The organism is Eubacterium album (assembly GCF_025336545.1).
In the GTDB taxonomy this organism is placed as follows: domain Bacteria; phylum Bacillota; class Clostridia; order Lachnospirales; family Lachnospiraceae; genus Eubacterium_U; species Eubacterium_U album.
In genome coordinates this window covers 344,505-361,517 of record NZ_JAODBU010000003.1, presented here as the reverse complement: position 1 = coordinate 361,517, position 17,013 = coordinate 344,505, and the positions used below count along the sequence as shown (strand labels likewise).

Annotated in this window: 14 protein-coding genes; all 14 read right to left on the bottom strand. The window is 33.0% G+C overall.

Annotation, left to right across the window (positions count from 1 at the left end; all coding sequences use genetic code 11):
* Window positions 1-117: 117 nt before the first annotated feature.
* Entirely contained in the window at window positions 118-1,161 is a 1,044-nt protein-coding gene (locus N5B56_RS04160) for a DMT family transporter (protein ID WP_022089886.1), read from the bottom strand.
* 1 nt (window position 1,162) lies between these two features.
* Complete coding sequence (locus N5B56_RS04155) at window positions 1,163-2,377, bottom strand: PAS domain-containing protein (RefSeq protein ID WP_260978444.1); 1,215 nt, start codon at window positions 2,375-2,377, stop codon at window positions 1,163-1,165.
* Window positions 2,378-2,420: 43 nt separating this feature from the next.
* Window positions 2,421-3,410: a helix-turn-helix transcriptional regulator gene (locus tag N5B56_RS04150; RefSeq protein WP_260978443.1), complete on the bottom strand. Its 990-nt coding sequence runs from the start codon at window positions 3,408-3,410 to the stop codon at window positions 2,421-2,423.
* Between the two features lie 160 nt (window positions 3,411-3,570).
* Window positions 3,571-4,068, bottom strand: coding sequence for a transcription elongation factor GreA (greA, locus tag N5B56_RS04145; protein WP_117908846.1), 498 nt, complete (start codon window positions 4,066-4,068; stop codon window positions 3,571-3,573).
* A gap of 11 nt (window positions 4,069-4,079) precedes the next feature.
* Window positions 4,080-5,441, bottom strand: coding sequence for a citrate/2-methylcitrate synthase (locus N5B56_RS04140; protein ID WP_260978442.1), 1,362 nt, complete (start codon window positions 5,439-5,441; stop codon window positions 4,080-4,082).
* 64 nt (window positions 5,442-5,505) lie between these two features.
* A complete protein-coding gene (locus N5B56_RS04135; protein WP_260978441.1) occupies window positions 5,506-6,441 on the bottom strand; it encodes a diacylglycerol/lipid kinase family protein in 936 nt (311 codons plus the stop codon).
* Window positions 6,442-6,727: 286 nt separating this feature from the next.
* Entirely contained in the window at window positions 6,728-7,966 is a 1,239-nt protein-coding gene (locus N5B56_RS04130) for a glutamate-5-semialdehyde dehydrogenase (RefSeq protein ID WP_260978440.1), read from the bottom strand.
* An 18-nt stretch (window positions 7,967-7,984) separates the two neighbouring features.
* The gene (proB, locus tag N5B56_RS04125) at window positions 7,985-8,779 is read right to left on the bottom strand and encodes a glutamate 5-kinase (RefSeq protein WP_178514990.1); all 795 of its coding nucleotides are present in this window, start codon (window positions 8,777-8,779) and stop codon (window positions 7,985-7,987) included.
* 172 nt (window positions 8,780-8,951) lie between these two features.
* The gene (locus tag N5B56_RS04120; protein ID WP_158562628.1) at window positions 8,952-9,101 is read right to left on the bottom strand and encodes a hypothetical protein; all 150 of its coding nucleotides are present in this window, start codon (window positions 9,099-9,101) and stop codon (window positions 8,952-8,954) included.
* A gap of 17 nt (window positions 9,102-9,118) precedes the next feature.
* Window positions 9,119-11,413 (bottom strand): hypothetical protein, encoded by a 2,295-nt coding sequence (locus tag N5B56_RS04115; protein ID WP_260978439.1) that lies wholly within the window; start codon window positions 11,411-11,413, stop codon window positions 9,119-9,121.
* 454 nt (window positions 11,414-11,867) lie between these two features.
* Entirely contained in the window at window positions 11,868-12,860 is a 993-nt protein-coding gene (locus N5B56_RS04110) for an ABC transporter permease (protein WP_022089893.1), read from the bottom strand.
* Between the two features lie 4 nt (window positions 12,861-12,864).
* Window positions 12,865-13,980 (bottom strand): ABC transporter permease, encoded by a 1,116-nt coding sequence (locus N5B56_RS04105; RefSeq protein WP_260978438.1) that lies wholly within the window; start codon window positions 13,978-13,980, stop codon window positions 12,865-12,867.
* A complete protein-coding gene (locus N5B56_RS04100) occupies window positions 13,973-15,508 on the bottom strand; it encodes an ABC transporter ATP-binding protein (RefSeq protein WP_260978437.1) in 1,536 nt (511 codons plus the stop codon). Before N5B56_RS04100 ends, N5B56_RS04105 begins: the two co-directional genes overlap by 8 nt.
* A gap of 126 nt (window positions 15,509-15,634) precedes the next feature.
* On the bottom strand, window positions 15,635-16,975 hold the full coding sequence (locus N5B56_RS04095; protein ID WP_260978436.1) for a BMP family ABC transporter substrate-binding protein: 1,341 nt from the start codon (window positions 16,973-16,975) through the stop codon (window positions 15,635-15,637).
* Between the last annotated feature and the right edge of the window lie 38 nt (window positions 16,976-17,013).

Genomic DNA, 17,013 nt, shown 5'->3' with positions numbered 1-17,013 from the left:
TTTTAGCAGTATTTACGCTAACACTTTAAACTGATAAACTCTATTATACTAAAAACAATTGACTATAACAATGTAAAACTTGTTAATCTGCATAATTTCGTTACTTTTTTTGCAAATTTATTGGTGTGTTTGAACGTTATTTACAATCACAATTCCTACACATACAAACATCAGTGCTACAATAACCTGTCCACCTATCTGGCTGCTTTCTCCCGGTAAAAATAAAGCTGAAAGAATAACTCCAAAAACAGGATTCATAAATTTGTATACAGAAACTTTTGATACCGTATTAAATTTTAATAATATACTCCATATTGTATATGCTGTCGCCGAAATAAATGCCATGTAAATAATCATTATAACAACATTAGGAGTTGAAATAACTACATTTCCGCCAAGCAGTTTGCCAATCACAGCCAAAATTACTCCACCTGAAAAAAACTGATATCCACTAAGCATTACAACATCAGCGTCATTTGAAAATTTCTTAATAAATGAAGATGAAAATGCGGACGAAATCGCTGCAAGAAATATAAATCCTTCTCCCATAAACGACCATTGTCCGCCACCGTTTATTCCTGTTATATTTACAATTAAAACTCCTGCAAATCCAATCAACGTACCTATTATCTTAGTTGCATTCAATTTTTCCTGATGAAAAATAAAAGCCGCTACCACAATTGCTAAAAATACACCTGAACCTGTAATAATAGAACTACGTACTCCTGTCGTATGCGCCATTCCTATATAAAAGAACAGGTACTGTCCTGATGTCTGGAATATACTGAGCGTAAAAATGTATCCTGGTTTCTTTGGAAGAATTACTTTTCTTCGTATTATGCTGTTAGTTACAATTACTAAAATACCGGCTAATGCAAATCTTATACCCGCAAATAATATTTGTGAGGCATATTCTCCTGATTTAATATCAAGCATTCTGTAGCCTGTTTTTATACATGGAAATGCGCTGCCCCAAAGGAAACAGCACACCATTGCAAGAAGACATACCACCCATGTTTTCTTGAGTAATTTATCTTTAGATTTATTCTTTGTGATTGTATTTCGATCTTCATCATTTAATTTTATAGCATTTTCATTGTCATCATCCAAAATAGTATCACGTCTTTTCTCCATACTATTCAATTCTCTATTTACACTCATATTATTTTCCTACTTCCATTATTGTGCACACAATAGTATCTTTGTGTTTATTTAAATATGTGTAAAGCGCCCTTTTCATTTTTATATTATTATTTTCATCCATTATTGAATAAATTTTCTGATATGTATTATTATTTTCAAGTTGTTCTTTTACATAATCAAGATTCAATTCTTTAGCTGTTTGTTCAGGATTTTCATCCATACAATAAGTTTTTATATAGTTTTCAACACCCAATTTAAATCCTACTTTATTTTGTTCCTCTACAACTTTTGATATGCCTTCTTTATAAACTACAGGTTCACCTGTAAATGCATTAATTGTAAATATTTCCTCATACTCATTTGCCACCAAAGTATTTACTATATCTACTGCGATTCTTACTTTTTTCCGGCGTTCCATATCCTCATTTACATCAGCTATAATTGCTAATGTCTTCATTTTATTTCCATCTATGTCATACTCTGAAACAACCGTTATTTTGCTCCAGCTATAAGTATCATCAATAAGTTTAAGTCTTACAATGCATTCCATTTTACCTGGTGTCAAAATACAATTTGATACAAATTTTTTCATTTTTTCTACATCATCCGGATGAGTGTAGCCAATAATCGATTTTTTCTTAAAAATACGGTCCTGATTGCCCTCACTCATTTTATATTTCTTATATGACTCTGTCGAATAAAATGTATTATTATAATAATCCCATTCTATTATTGCTAAATCCGTCTGCTCAATTACTTTCTGAAATCTATATTTTTCAATCTCAATCTGCCGGCTTATCTCTATACTTTTAGTAATATTTGTGGCTACAGATACGATTATATATTCTCCTTCATTGCAAATAGCTGCAAATCTTTTTCTTACCCATATCACCTTTCCATCATACCTTTCAAACTGATATATGATTTCCTGAGTCTCACCTGTAAGCATCGATTTTTCAACACATTTTTCATATTTAACCACCTTATTTTCAGGCTTTATTCTCTTTTTAATATCAGCTTCTTTATATTCATATCCATCCCTGTCCTCACCTATATTTTCGTAGAACATATCATTTGCAAATATAAGTTCTTCTTTCCCTTCTTTATACAACACAATTACCAGACTACTCCTTATAGCACTATCAATACTTTGACTCAATCTTGCATAAACCGATTCTCTGTCCCATGATAATCCACCAAGTAAATCTTTTATTACTTCAAATGCTCCTTCCATTTAATCCTCCCAATATTTTTCAGTCATTTCTTATTACTATCCATCAGTATTTATACTGATTACTAAGTTTTTCTATCATATTTTTCATACCATCTACAACTTCCTGCGGTCCAAGTATCTTAACCTTGTCTTCAAATCCCGCTACCCAGCTGTAAAACATTGAACTTACAGACACATCCACATTAATTGTAAATTTATCATCTTTCTTTGGAATTATCATTACATCTGTACCAAATCTGTCTACCACTACTCCTACTAAACTGTTATCAAATTCCATCTGTACATTCTTAATATTTCCGGTAAACATTCCAAATGTCTGCTTTGTATATTTTGCAACATCAAATTTTTCAAATTCTTTTTTGCCGTCTCTTTCTTTATTTAAAATTTTAATATCCTTCATTTTGTCCACACGATAATGTCTTATACTCTGTTTTGCTGAATCAAATGCTACCATATAGTAATTTTCATCATCCCAAGACAAAGCCCACGGACTTATATCCGTTTTATTTCCGTCATTTCTTATAACAAGTTCTTTTTTTGTGTTCCACATATAATAATCAAATGCAATCTGTTTATTTTCATATATTGCATCATGAATGGCGTCTATATTGTAGTAACCACTTTTTGAAATAGCTTTCACACGATTTGCCACATAAACCTGACGTTGCAGTTTCTTAGCTTCATATTTACTTGTAAATCCTTCTAATTTCTTAATAAGCTCTTCACTATCTTTTTTTGATATGAATTTTGACGCCTGCACTACATCTACTAACATTTTTAATTCAGAAACATCAAATTTTCTTGTTACTGTTTTATATACTGTTTCCCTATTTAATTTTTCAGTTACTATTTCATATCCTACAGTTCCAAGTTGTTCTATATCGTCGTATATTGATTTTCGTTCAGCTTTGATGCCATTATCATCTAGCTTCTTTATTATCTCACTCATGGTTATTCCATGTTCTTCATCCGTATATTCATCAAAAATCTGTATAAGATATAACAGTTTTAACTTCTGTTTGCTATTTCTCATATTCTCCTGCCCTTTCACAAAATTTATCAATCATTAAAAAAACTGCCGCACCAAGACCTTGAAATAAATAAAAATATCGTAGTTTTGTCATATCATTAACACTCAAATGATTTTACTTAACTAAATATATATTCCAACGTCTTAATGTAACAGTTTCATATTAAAAGCTTCGTATATTATCTTTTTCTTCTTCTCCGGTATTTTCGATTTTCTTAATTACAACAAAATAACTTACATTGTCATTAACTTTCACTTCCACTCTGTCTCCAACTTTATGTCCCATAAGTGCTCTTCCGATAGGCGATTCATTACTGATTCGTCCACTCATGGAATCACCTCTCATTGTACTTACTATTTTGTAAGTAAGGACTTCATCATCTTCTTCAAAATAAATGTCCACAGTTTTATTCAAACCTACTTCATCTTCTTTAGAATCATCTGAAATAATAGTTGCAGTTTTAAGAAGTTTCTCTAAATATCGAATTCTGCTTTCATTTTTATTTTTAAATTGTTTTGCTGCCTTATATTCAAAATTCTCGCTCAAATCTCCCTGTGCCCTCGCAACCTTAACATCTTCAAGCGCTTCCTTTCGAACTACGATTTTTCTATGTTCTATTTCTTCTTTTATTTTTTCAATATCACTTTGTGTTAACTGCATAACTCTACCTTCTATCTGTCCTCAACTTCTATATAATCATTAAAAGCACAGTTGCTTACATAAGCAGGTCTCATAATCTTATCAGCATTAATTATTTCTTCGATACGATGTGCACTCCATCCTACAATTCTTGCGATTGCAAATATTGGTGTATATAATTCTTTAGGAATATCCAACATGCTATATACAAGTCCGCTGTAGAAATCGACATTTGCACTAACTCCCTTATAAATATGACGTTCCTCGCCAATTACTTCAGGTGCTAATCTTTCAATCATACTATATAACTTAAAGTCTTTCTGTCTGTGCTTTTCTTCTGCAAGCTGTTCAACAAATCTTTTAAACACTTCTGCTCTAGGATCAGAAACAGAATAAACCGCATGACCCATTCCATATATAAGACCTTTTTTGTCAAATGCTTCTTTATTTAATATTTTTCTTAAATACTCTTTAATCTCATGTTCGTCATCATAATGTTTGCAATTATGCTTAATATCCTGGAACATATCAACAACCTTTACATTTGCACCACCATGTCTTGGTCCCTTCAAAGAACAAAGAGCTGCTGCAATTGTTGCGTATGTATCTGAACCTGATGAAGTAACAACTCTCGTTGTGAAAGTCGAGTTATTTCCACCACCATGTTCCATATGTAAAACTAAAGCTAAATCAAGAACCTTAGCCTCTAAATGTGTATATTTCTTATCAGGTCTAAGCATTCTTAAAAGATTTTCTGCTGTAGAAAGTCCCGGAAGCGGTCTGTGAATGTACATACTCTTTCCACAATGATAGTGATTATATGCATGATATCCATACACAGCCATCATTGGGAATGTACTTATAAGTTTGACACTCTGCTGAATTACATTTTCCACTGATGTATCAGATGCATTCTTATCATAAGATGCTAATGTAAGTATGCTCTTTGTCAAAGAATTCATGATATCAGCACTTGGTGCTTTCATAATTACATCCCTTACAAAGTTTGTAGGTAATTTTCTTTGTGCTGAAAGCATTTTGCTAAAATCTTCTATTTCATCTTTTTTAGGTAATTTACCAAAAAGCAATAAATATGCTGTCTCTTCGAATCCGAATCTGTCTTCTGCAATAAATCCATTTACAAGGTCCTTTATATTATAACCTCTGTAAAATAATCTACCCGGGCATGGAACTGATTTTCCATCAATTATCTGTGTAGATTCAACACGTGAAATATTTGTAATTCCTGTAAGAACACCTTTTCCATTTATATCTCTAAGACCTCTTTTTACACCGTATTCTGCAAATAAATTCTGCTCAACTGTATCATTTTCCCCACACATTTTTGCGTACTTATCTGTAAGTGCTTTCATGTCTTCTTTGTTTAATGTCATATATTGTACACTCCTTTTCTTACTAACTTTCTAACTACTTCAAATCTCGCCTTTCATATATTCTTTAATATACTAATTTAACTGCATTATGGATGACCCTGAATTTCATGTTCTTTCTGCCATCCTCTTTTTCTCCATCCAGTGACCAGTCAATATCACTACTGTCTGAAATTTTAAGTTTTGAAACTTTTAATAATCTGATATGTTTATCATATATCTGATTTGTAAGTTCATTTATAATTATTCCAAGTTCGATTAAATCCTTCGGATATTTAATTAGCAATAACTCAAATAATCCATCTGCAAAATCAACTTTTCCTTCATCAATTGTCATTACACCGCCAATTGATGTGGCATTACAAATAGCCACAAATATGTATTCGCCTTCGATTACTTCATCTTCATTTTCAATCTCTAATTTCATTCGCTTAACCTGAGTTAAATCCTTAACTCCCTCTAAAACGTAAGCAAAATGTCCAAGCATATTTTTAATATTCTGTGGTGCTGAATATGAGGCTTTTGTAAATATTCCTGCCGATGCCGTATAGACAAAATATCTGTCATTAAATTTTCCAATATCTATATATTTTGCTTTATGAGTCACCATATGCTTTGCTGCCTCAACAGGGTCTGATGGCAAATTAAGACTGTTTGCAAAATCATTTGTTGAACCCGCCGGTATATATCCTAACGGTTTTTTAAGTCTGGCTGAACGCATTCCCGCCATAACTTCGTTTAATGTACCATCTCCACCCATACAGGCAATCATATCAACCTGACTACCGAGAGCTTTCACAATCTCTATAGCATGCTTTTCTCTTCTTGTAAATTTTATTAACACTTCATAACCATAGTCATTAAAAATATTAATAACATCTACCAGTATATCTTCTCTCTTCTTCTGACCTGCCTTAGGATTTACTATAAATAATAACTTCTTATATTGTTCTACAATTTCTTTCTTTTCTTCAGTAACAGTCGTTTCTTTTATATCATCCATAACCATCCTCCTGAAAAACTTCTAAATTCTATATATTTTTTGCCATGCTGTAATCATATCTGATTTTCTTAATCTGTTCATAACAAAAATCTGCTATCTAATAATTTTCAATAATAAACACCATGTCTATTATTATAAAATTAATAATTTAACAATTTATGAATATTTTGTAAAACCACCGTATTTTGTAAAATTGAAGTAAAATTCTTCAACGCTGTATTTCAATTTACTAAATTGTGGTATTAATAAACTTTATACAAATCCTTTATACTTTGACTATTGTACTTTATCTAATTTGACCTTTTCCGTATATTTTGTATTTAAACGACTGTAACTCAGGCAGCCCTATAGGTCCTCTTGCATGAAGCTTCTGAGTTGAGATTCCAATTTCAGCTCCAAAACCGAATTCTCCACCATCTGTAAATCTTGTACTTGCATTTACATAAACAGCCGCTGAATCTACTTCATTTAAGAACTTCTCTGCTGTTTCTTTATTCTCAGTAACGATACATTCACTATGATGTGTGCTGTATTTGTAAATATGGTCAATTGCCTCATCCACACTATTTACAATCTTTACTGACATTTTATAATCGAGATATTCTGTGCCCCAGTCATCAGCTGTAGCTTCTTTTATATCAGGAGCAATTGCTCTTGAATCTTTATCGCCTATCAAAACAACATCCTTTGTATCAAGTCTCTGTTTAATTCTTGTAAGAGCTTCCTTTGCAATATCCTTATGTATCAAAAGACTTTCTGCAGCATTGCAAACCGATGGTCGCTGAGTTTTTGCATTAAATACAATATCTACGGCCTTATCTAAATCTGCATCTTTATCAACATAAATATGGCAGTTACCAACTCCGGTTTCTATTACAGGAACCGTTGCATTTCTAACTACTGCCTGAATAAGACCTGCACCACCTCTTGGAATTAACACATCAACGTATTTGTTCATTGTCATTAACGCTGTAGCACTTTCTCTGCTTGTATCTTCAACTAACTGAATTACGTCTTCATTCATGCCTACGCTTTTAACCGCATCACGCATAGCTGATGTAATCATCTTATTTGAATTGATGGCTTCTTTTCCTCCACGAAGAATTACTGTATTTCCAGACTTAAGGCAAAGAGCTGCAGCATCACTTGTTACATTTGGTCTTGCCTCAAATATTACAGCTATTACTCCTAAAGGAACTGAAACCTTTTCTATTTTAAGACCATTAGGTCTTACTGTCGTATTTAAAATTTTACCAACCGGGTCAGGAAGTTTTACTATATCCTCTATGCCTTTTGCCATTCCTTTTATTCTGTCGGCATTAAGCATAAGTCTGTCAAGAATTCCATCTGGCAAGCCGTTTTTCTTTCCATTTTCCAAATCAATTGCATTAGCTTCTACGATTTTTTCTGTGTTATCAATCAAAGCTTTAGCAATTGCAATAAGAATTTTATTTTTTTCTTCTGTTGTGGCAACACTAAGTTTACGCTCAGCTTCTTTTGCCTTTACACCCAATTCTTCCAACATATCTTAGTCCTCCATAATTTACTTTCTGTTCTTAGCAACGAAGAAAGTTCCAACCTGATGTCCTTCTAATACTTTGTAAATATTATCTGCATCAAATCCGTTAATAATAATTGTATCAATGCCGGCTTCTGTTGCAATCTGTGCTGCAATAAGTTTAGTAATCATTCCACCTGTTCCAAACTTAGAGCCTTTTCCTCCTGCTATTTCAAATAATCCTTCTGTAATTTCTTCAACCACAGGAATAATTCTTGCATCTTCATTTTCATTAGGATTATCATCATACAATCCATCTATATCTGTTAATATTAATAACGCATCTGCTTTAACTAATTTAGCAACAATGGCTGAAAGACTGTCATTATCACCGTACACAATTTCTTCTACTGCTACTGCATCGTTTTCATTAATAATCGGAATTGCCCCATATTCAAATGTCTTTTCAAATGCATTTATCAAATTGTTATGACATTCTTCATGCTCAACGTCTCTCTTTGTAATAAGGAACTGACCTGTTGCATGACCAAATTCGCCAAACATCTTGTCATACATAAACATTAATTCACATTGTCCTACAGTAGCTGCTGCCTGCTTTCCTGCTGTATCTGTCGGTCTGTCCTTTAATCCTAATTTTCCTACGCCTACACCAATCGCTCCTGAAGTTACAAGTGCCACCTCAATACCAGAATTTACAATATCCGAAATCACCGCAACTAACGCTTTCATTCTTCTGATATTTGTCTTACCTGTTGAATGAGTTAATGTTGATGTTCCCACTTTAATTACAATTCTTTTTGCGTCCTTTAATGTTGCCATTTCTCTTCTCCCATTGTTTTATGTTTCTTCATATTTTCGCATATGTTGTTTATTTTACCACAAATTAGGGATAAATAGAAGATTTCAGGGGGTTTTCTTTATTATTTTATATATTAAAAAAAATGGCAAAGCCTCTTTCTGAGACTTTGCCACTTAGTTTTAACTTTAAATCTTAATATAAATCTGACCAAATAAGATTTCCTTCTGCATCTACATCACTATTAGCAGAATCACCAAATCCATTTATTCCACTTGTTGTTATTACGTCCTTTGTATCAAATTCTATTATTTCCATTTCAGGACTTGTGTATAATTTTCTCATTTAATGCCTCCCATTAATTACTGTTCTGTAGATGTTTCTGTTCCTGCAAATGCATCTACAATTTCTTTATTTGCTACAGATAAAGATTCATAATACTTTGTATCTTTCTTTATTGCCTGAGCAACCTGCTGTACAGTTCTTACTCCACTCATATCTGAATAAATATTCTTTACTGTTCCATCTGCATATTTAACAGCAACATAAGATCTTGCAATAAAGTTTGTTGTGTAACTCTTGATGCCTACAACAGAGCCATAATATACTCCTGTCTGTCCATTATACCAACCATTATTCTTAATCTGTATTAAATCTTTTCCTACTGTATAAACTGAATCTGACTCAATAGTTGGATTTCCTTTTTCTGTATTTAATTCACTTGTTGTAATTAATGTGCCTTCTTCTGAAATATACTTTTCAAAATCAGTTGTTGCATTTCCTGCTTTAGTTGCTGTTATTGTAGTCTGGAATCTTAATCCCGGATTATCTTTTGAAAATCTGATTCCTGCTCTTGTATCCATTGTAGCCTTGATATCAACTGCTTCAAATGTTACATCTTTTGTTACTGTATATTTTGAGCCTGGTGCATAAAGTTCACCATTCAAATCATAACCTGTTGCGTCAGTTGGGAATGTGAATGTTCCACCTTTAACCGCTGATGTTATTTTTTCTCCTATTGTTACATTAACTGCTGTAACTATCAAATCAGCTTCTGTTATTTCTGACTCATGACCATCTTTAACAACACTGACTCCAAATTTATATGTTCCTGCGGCAAAATTATTATCAGATAAATAGTTTACTACATCATAATTAGCATTTGTTGATTCACCAACTAATTTATTATCTACATATATATTATAATAATCGCATTCAACTGCTCCCCAAGAATAATAGTATGGATTCGTCTCACTCACTACCAATCCAACCGGTTTAGCCGGTGCATCAGGATCAATTGCCTTAGATGGTCCAACTACTTTAATTGCAAACGGAGCTACATTACTTCCTTTAGCCCATATAATATGATATTTAGTCTCACCTACACCTGCTTCAACTAATTCCTGATTGATATATACGCAATCACTACCAATAAAGACTTTCTCATTTGTATAATAGTTTGGATTTATATATTCTTTATCGTCAAAAATTAAAGAAGTTGCATTCGTTCCTGTAGTTACAAATCCGAAAACAGCCATGGTTTTAAAATTAACTGCGTTTCCTCTATTCCAATCAGGAGTTCCGTCATTATGAAATCCCCTTAAACCATCATTACCCATATTATCTACTGATGAAGCATATACTTTAGAACCATTCTTTGAAGGTCCTTTTAATTCTATCCATTTATCCTCAGAAATTTCTTCCGGAACAATAGCTGATAATTTTTCATTATCTTCTTCCGACAAATCCTGTGTATTGTCTGGAGTAGACGGTGCCACATATCTCTTATTGACTGTTATACTTTCTTTAATGTCTTCTCCTTGTGGATTTTTTAATACGTTCCCATCACTATCTAACGCTGTAACTGTAACTGTATATGTTTCTCCTACAGTTTCTGTTGTAATTGCTGAATAATATTCAAATAAATTTGTACTTATTATTTCGCTATGCACTTCTGTACCATCTGCATTAAGTGATGTCAATTTATATTTTGCAGCATCATCAATTTTGTCCCAATCAAATCTAAAATTTGCTTGTCCTGCATTTTGTCCTTCTGTCTGATGTAAATTCAAAGTATAATTAGCAATATGTTCATATTTTTTTACTATAACACTAAAAGAAACTTCATTTCCTGCCACACTTGTAGCTTTTATTTTAAAAGTTCCCTGCTCTGAATCTCCAATATCAAAAATAGATTCATCAATAGCTATACAATCTCCGCCAAACATTGCATTACCAGTTTCATCTTTTATGTTTGCAGATACGCCTGTATCAACAAGATTAATACTTGTATCTTCTTCATCCATTTTACTAACAGACATACTTGCTGTATCTCCCCATTTTGATGGAATAGCCAAAACTCCTTTTTTATATAACGGATGTGTTGTTCCAATTCTTCCCCATCCATCATGGTCAGTTCCTGCTATTAAAAAACCACAAAACTCATGAGGTTTATTAATTAACGTTCCTATGGTATCTGATGATACCCAAGCAACAGTTCCTTTTGTTGATTGCCCACTTAAAGATGTTTTAGAGCTTGTCAACTGTACCAATTCCTCGTCTGCTGCTTTTGCTGTAGTATTACTTACTGTTATTGATGTAAAAATCATTGTTAACACTAACAGCATAGAAATAAATTTTTTCAAGTTCCTTTTCATTTTGTAACTCCCTTCTTTTCTTAGACCCCTCTGGTCCCTTTATATGTTTTATATTACATAATGTATATTCTATCACCCAAATTTGGTAATAACAACCAACACACAGTATAAAACTGCTTTTATTTTTGTGCAAAAAATCAGTTTTTTTATTTAATTTATTGTTATTTTATTTTTAAAAAAAGCCTTTATTTAATGGCCTTTAAGCAATTTATATATATAAAATCATTTTTTAAAAATCATTTTATTGTTATTTTTTTAACAATATTGCTTCAGAAAACTACTTATATACTTTCGACATGATTCTACTTACATAAAAAGAGCTATTGTGCAACTTTACTAGTTTTGCACAATAGCTCTTGTATAACTTTATATTAAATATTTTATACTATTTTCTAAATATATTTCAAAATATGTGTTTACATCACTTTATAAACAATTTATGCTTTGTATTTTACTATCTTTCTTCTCTAAAATATGATAATCCAAGACTTGCAGGTGCCTGATTATCTTTGCTCTTACGCATACTTGAAATAATTAAAACAAGTATTGTAATTACATAAGGAATCATCTTTGCAAGGTCTGTGTTTACCTTTATACCAATTACTTTTGGAAGGAACTGATATGCCCAGTAGCATAACCCAAATAAATATGAGCCCCATATTGCATGTACAGGTCTCCATCTTACGAATATAACCAATGCTACAGAAAGCCATGCAAGGCTTTCAATCGCTGTTCCTGATGCAGTAGCCCATGTTCCTTTACTGTAATCTAAAATGTAGTAAACGCCACCAAGACCTGTAATTCCTGAGCCAATACATGTTGCAAGATATTTATATTTTGTTACGTTAATTCCTGCTGCATCTGCTGTTGCCGGATTTTCACCTACTGCTCTAAGATTTAATCCTGTTCTTGTTTTTGTTAAAAACAATGTTGCACAGATGGCAACTATTAATGCAAGATACATCATAAATCCATATGAAAATAATATATCACCGACTACACCTAATTTATCACTTAAGAATGGTATTCTTGCTCTAAAAATCTTTGTAGCAAAATCAGCCTTTGTTGATACTGCTCCCTTTGGAATTACATATGTTCCAAAGAATTTTCCAAGACCAACACCAAATATTGTAAGTGTTAAACCCGTTACATTCTGATTTGCATGAAGAGTTGTTGTCAGGAAACTATAAATAAGTCCGCCTAATGCTGAAACTATAAATGCTGTTCCTAAAGCAACTAATATGCACATAAACGCATTTGGATTTCCAACTGATGTTTCATAAAGATAAGCTCCAACAAAGCCGAAAGCTCCTCCCATACACATAATACCCGGTGTTCCCAAATTAAGATTTCCTGCTTTTTCCGTAAGGGTTTCGCCAACAGCGCCAAATAATACTATTGAACCAAACACTACCGCAATATTAATCCATGATATTAAATTTGCCATCTGATTACGCCTCCTTACTTTCTTTTTTAGGGAAGTTTAATTTATAATTAATGAAAAATTCACTTCCAATTATAAAGAATAATACAATACCAATTACAATCTTAGAAGCATTTGCATCAAATCCTACAAATGTATCTGCAATATGAGCTGTTCCTTTTTCAAGGAATACTATAAGTAACGCAATTGCTATCATTATTGCTGTGTTAAATTTTGCAAGCCATGCTACGATAATGGCCGTAAAACCATAACCGCCTGCTGTTGAATCAGACGCAATTGAATGATCCTGACCAGATACTGTTAAGAATCCACAGATACCACATACTGCACCTGAAATAAGCATTGTTCTGATAATTACTTTTTTAACATCAATTCCTGCATATCTTGCCGTGTTTTCTGATTCACCTACTACTGCTATTTCATAACCATGTTTTGTCTTCTTTAAATAAATATACATTAATACGGTTATTATCAATACAACTGTTACAATTATGTTATTTGAACTTCCATTATATTCGGGAAGGTATCCTGCTTTTGTTCCAGGATTAAGCATTCCCAGCGAAGCCTTTGAGCCTTTCCATATGTTGTAATAATAATCAACTAACTGCATTGCAACGTAATTCATCATTAAAGTAAAAAGTGTTTCATTTACATTCCACTTTGCTTTAAAAATTGCAGGTATCAATCCCCAGATTGCACCAATTACAACTGATGAAACAATCATAAGTGTAAATAATAATGGTGTTGATAATGTTGAAAAATTAACCATTACTATCGCTGTTGATAAAGCACCCATTAGCACCTGACCTTCAGCGCCGATATTCCAGAATTTCATTTTAAATGCAGGTGCAAGCGCTACTGCTATACAAAGTAATTTTGCAGTAAAGAAAATTGTTCCTTTTCTATAGTACATATTGCTGAATACACCTTCCCACATAAGACCGAATGTTTCTCCCGGTCCAATTCCCGTAAGGCTGAATACAAATATTGTAACTACTACAAGGGATAATAAAATTGCTATAAGTCTTACTGCCCACTTCTGCCATGTTGGTATTATGTCTCTTTTTGTTACTCTTACAAGAGGTTCCTTTACTTTCGTTACCTGATTTGGCTTATTACTCATTGTCGGCACCTCCATTCTGCAAATTTGTCATAAGTAATCCTACTTCTTCTTTTGTTGTTTTTCTTGCATCAAGAATTCCATTTTCTTTTCCGCCACACAAAACAAGAATTCTATCTGATAAGGCAAGCAATACATCTAAATCTTCTCCAACGTAGATTACTGCTACACCTTTCTTTTTCTGTTCATTCAATAAATCATAAATTGTATAAGATGTGTTAATATCAAGTCCACGAACTGCATATGCCGTCATTAAAACAGATGGTGCATTTGCAATTTCTCTTCCTACTAATACTTTCTGAACATTTCCACCTGACATTGTTCTTACAGGGGCATTTATGCTTGTTGTCTGAACATTTAAAGTCTGTTTAATTCTTTCAGAAAGTTTTTTAGGTTCTTTATTTGATATGAAAAATTTCTTTCCTTCATCATAACTTCTCAAAAGCATATTTTCAGGCATTCCCATTGAACCTACAAGTCCCATTCCAAGTCTGTCTTCAGGAACAAATGATAAAGCAACGCCACATTCTCTAATCTGTCTTGGTGACTTTTCCAAAAGACTTTCTTTTTCGCCCTGGTGATTAACATATGTTATCTTGCTGCCATCTTCTGTTTTTTGTAATCCTGCAATTGCTTCCAGTAATTCTTTCTGACCGCATCCTGAAATTCCGGCAATTCCTAATATTTCACCACTGTAAGCTTCAAATGATACATCGTCTAATATATTAATTCCATCCGGACTTTTACAACTTAAATGTGAAACTTCAAGTCTTACCTCTTTATTTTCCACTTCCGGTCTTTCTATGTTTAGTTCTACTTTTTCTCCCACCATCATTTCTGTAAGTGAAAGTTCTGTAGCATCCTTTGTTTCTACTGTTCCTACATAATCGCCTTTTCTTAAAATGGTAACTTTATCAGAAATCTCTAATACTTCGTTAAGTTTATGTGTAATAATAATAATTGATTTTCCATTTTCTTTCATATTACGCATTACTTTAAATAACTTTTCTGTTTCCTGTGGAGTTAATACTGCTGTAGGTTCGTCAAGTATTAAAACATTTGCACCACGATACAATACTTTTACTATTTCTAATGTCTGTTTCTGTGCAACTGACATATTATATACTTTCTGATTTGGGTCTACTTCAAATCCATATTTATCACAAATTTCTTTTATTTTATCTATTACATTTTTAAGCGGTTCTTTTTCTTTTAAACCTAATATTATGTTTTCGGCAGCTGTAAATACATCAACTAATTTAAAATGCTGATGAACCATTCCCACTCCGAGTTCCATTGCATCATGTGGCGAACGAATTGTTGCTTCTTTTCCATCTATTAATATCTTCCCGCTGTCAGGAAAATAAATACCTGAAAGCATGTTCATAAGAGTTGTTTTCCCACTTCCGTTTTCACCTAATAGAGATAAAATTTCACCGTACTCTAAGTCAATACTTACATTATCATTTGCAATAGCATGACCAAAAGTTTTAGTTATATTTTTCATCTGAACAGCATATTTTTGTTCCACTTTTGTTTCTCCTTGCATCATTAGATTTTCTTTGTAAAAATGGGACTGTCGCTTCAACGATTTATATTTAATAACCGCTAAAGCGACAGTTCCCTTTTATGTCTTATATAATTATGTCTGATTTGATTACTTATTCAATTCTGTAATTCCATCAATTCTAATCTGGAAATATGGAGCTGAACGGAATGATGATTCATCAAAGTATGTTGCACCGTTGTCATCTTTTACGATTGCTTCAACTGTATCTCCCTTGTATGTTACATCTCCTGTTGCAAAATCAATGATTGATAAATCAATCTTATTTGATGTAACAGCTCCGTTATCATCAATTTCAAGGTCTAAACCATTGTCCTCATTCTTCTTAACATTCTTTCCTGTTACTGTGAATTTAGATGTATCAAATACATGTAATGAGCCATCCTTTAACGCTGCTTCTACTTCAGCAACCTTTTCTGCTGTTCCTTCTGCACAAGAATCACCTAATTTAGTGATTGCTACTGCATCTGCATCATATCCTTCAGCCCAGTTCTGAGGAATTTCTTTTCCATCTTCATAAGCCTTGAATAATGTTGTATAGTATGCTGCCCAGTTATTTGTAGCACTTGTTAAAGCTGCTGTCTTAGCTACGTCTAACATGTCTACATTGTATCCAACTGAGAATGCTACTGTGTTACTGCTATCCTGTGCTGCCTGAACTGCACTTGGAGCCCCTGTCGAATCTGCATGCTGTCCGATGATAACACATCCGTCGGCCATTAATGATTCAGCTGCTGCACCTTCACCTTCAATATCAAACCATGAATCAGTATAACTTACTTCCATTGCTACTTTATCATATACTGATTTAATTCCTAAATAAAATGCTGTATAACCTGATACAACTTCTGCGTATGGATATGCACCAACATAACCAACTTTTACATTTCCATCTGCATCATATCCTGTTGCCGGAATCTTATCTTCTTTAACGAGTTCTGCAATCTTCATACCTGCAACTACACCTGATACATAACGTGATTCGTATACCTTTGTAAATGCGTTGTAGAAATTGTCACATCCTGAAATTGCTGCATAATCACCTGTCATAGCTACAAAATCAACATCTGTATACTTCTGAGCTGCTGCATACATATAATCCTGATGTCCGTATGAATTAGAAATAATTAATTTACATCCCTGAGCTACTAACTGGTCTGCTGCCTTACTAACTTCATCTGATTCAGAAATGTTGTACTTCCATACAATATCACTGTCAGATATTCCCAATTCTTTGGCTGCTTCCTTGATTCCGTTAATATGAGCTAATGTGTAACCTTCTGTTTCATCTCCAAGAAGAATTGCGCCAATCTTCTTAGCTGAGCTCTTATCACTACCTGAACCATTGTCAACTCTTTCTGCCTTCTGACCACAACCAACAAGGGCTATTGTCATTGCGCACACAAGCACTAAACTTAATAGTTTCTTCATTTGCTTTGTTCCTCCATCATAAAAAATAATTTCTTTCT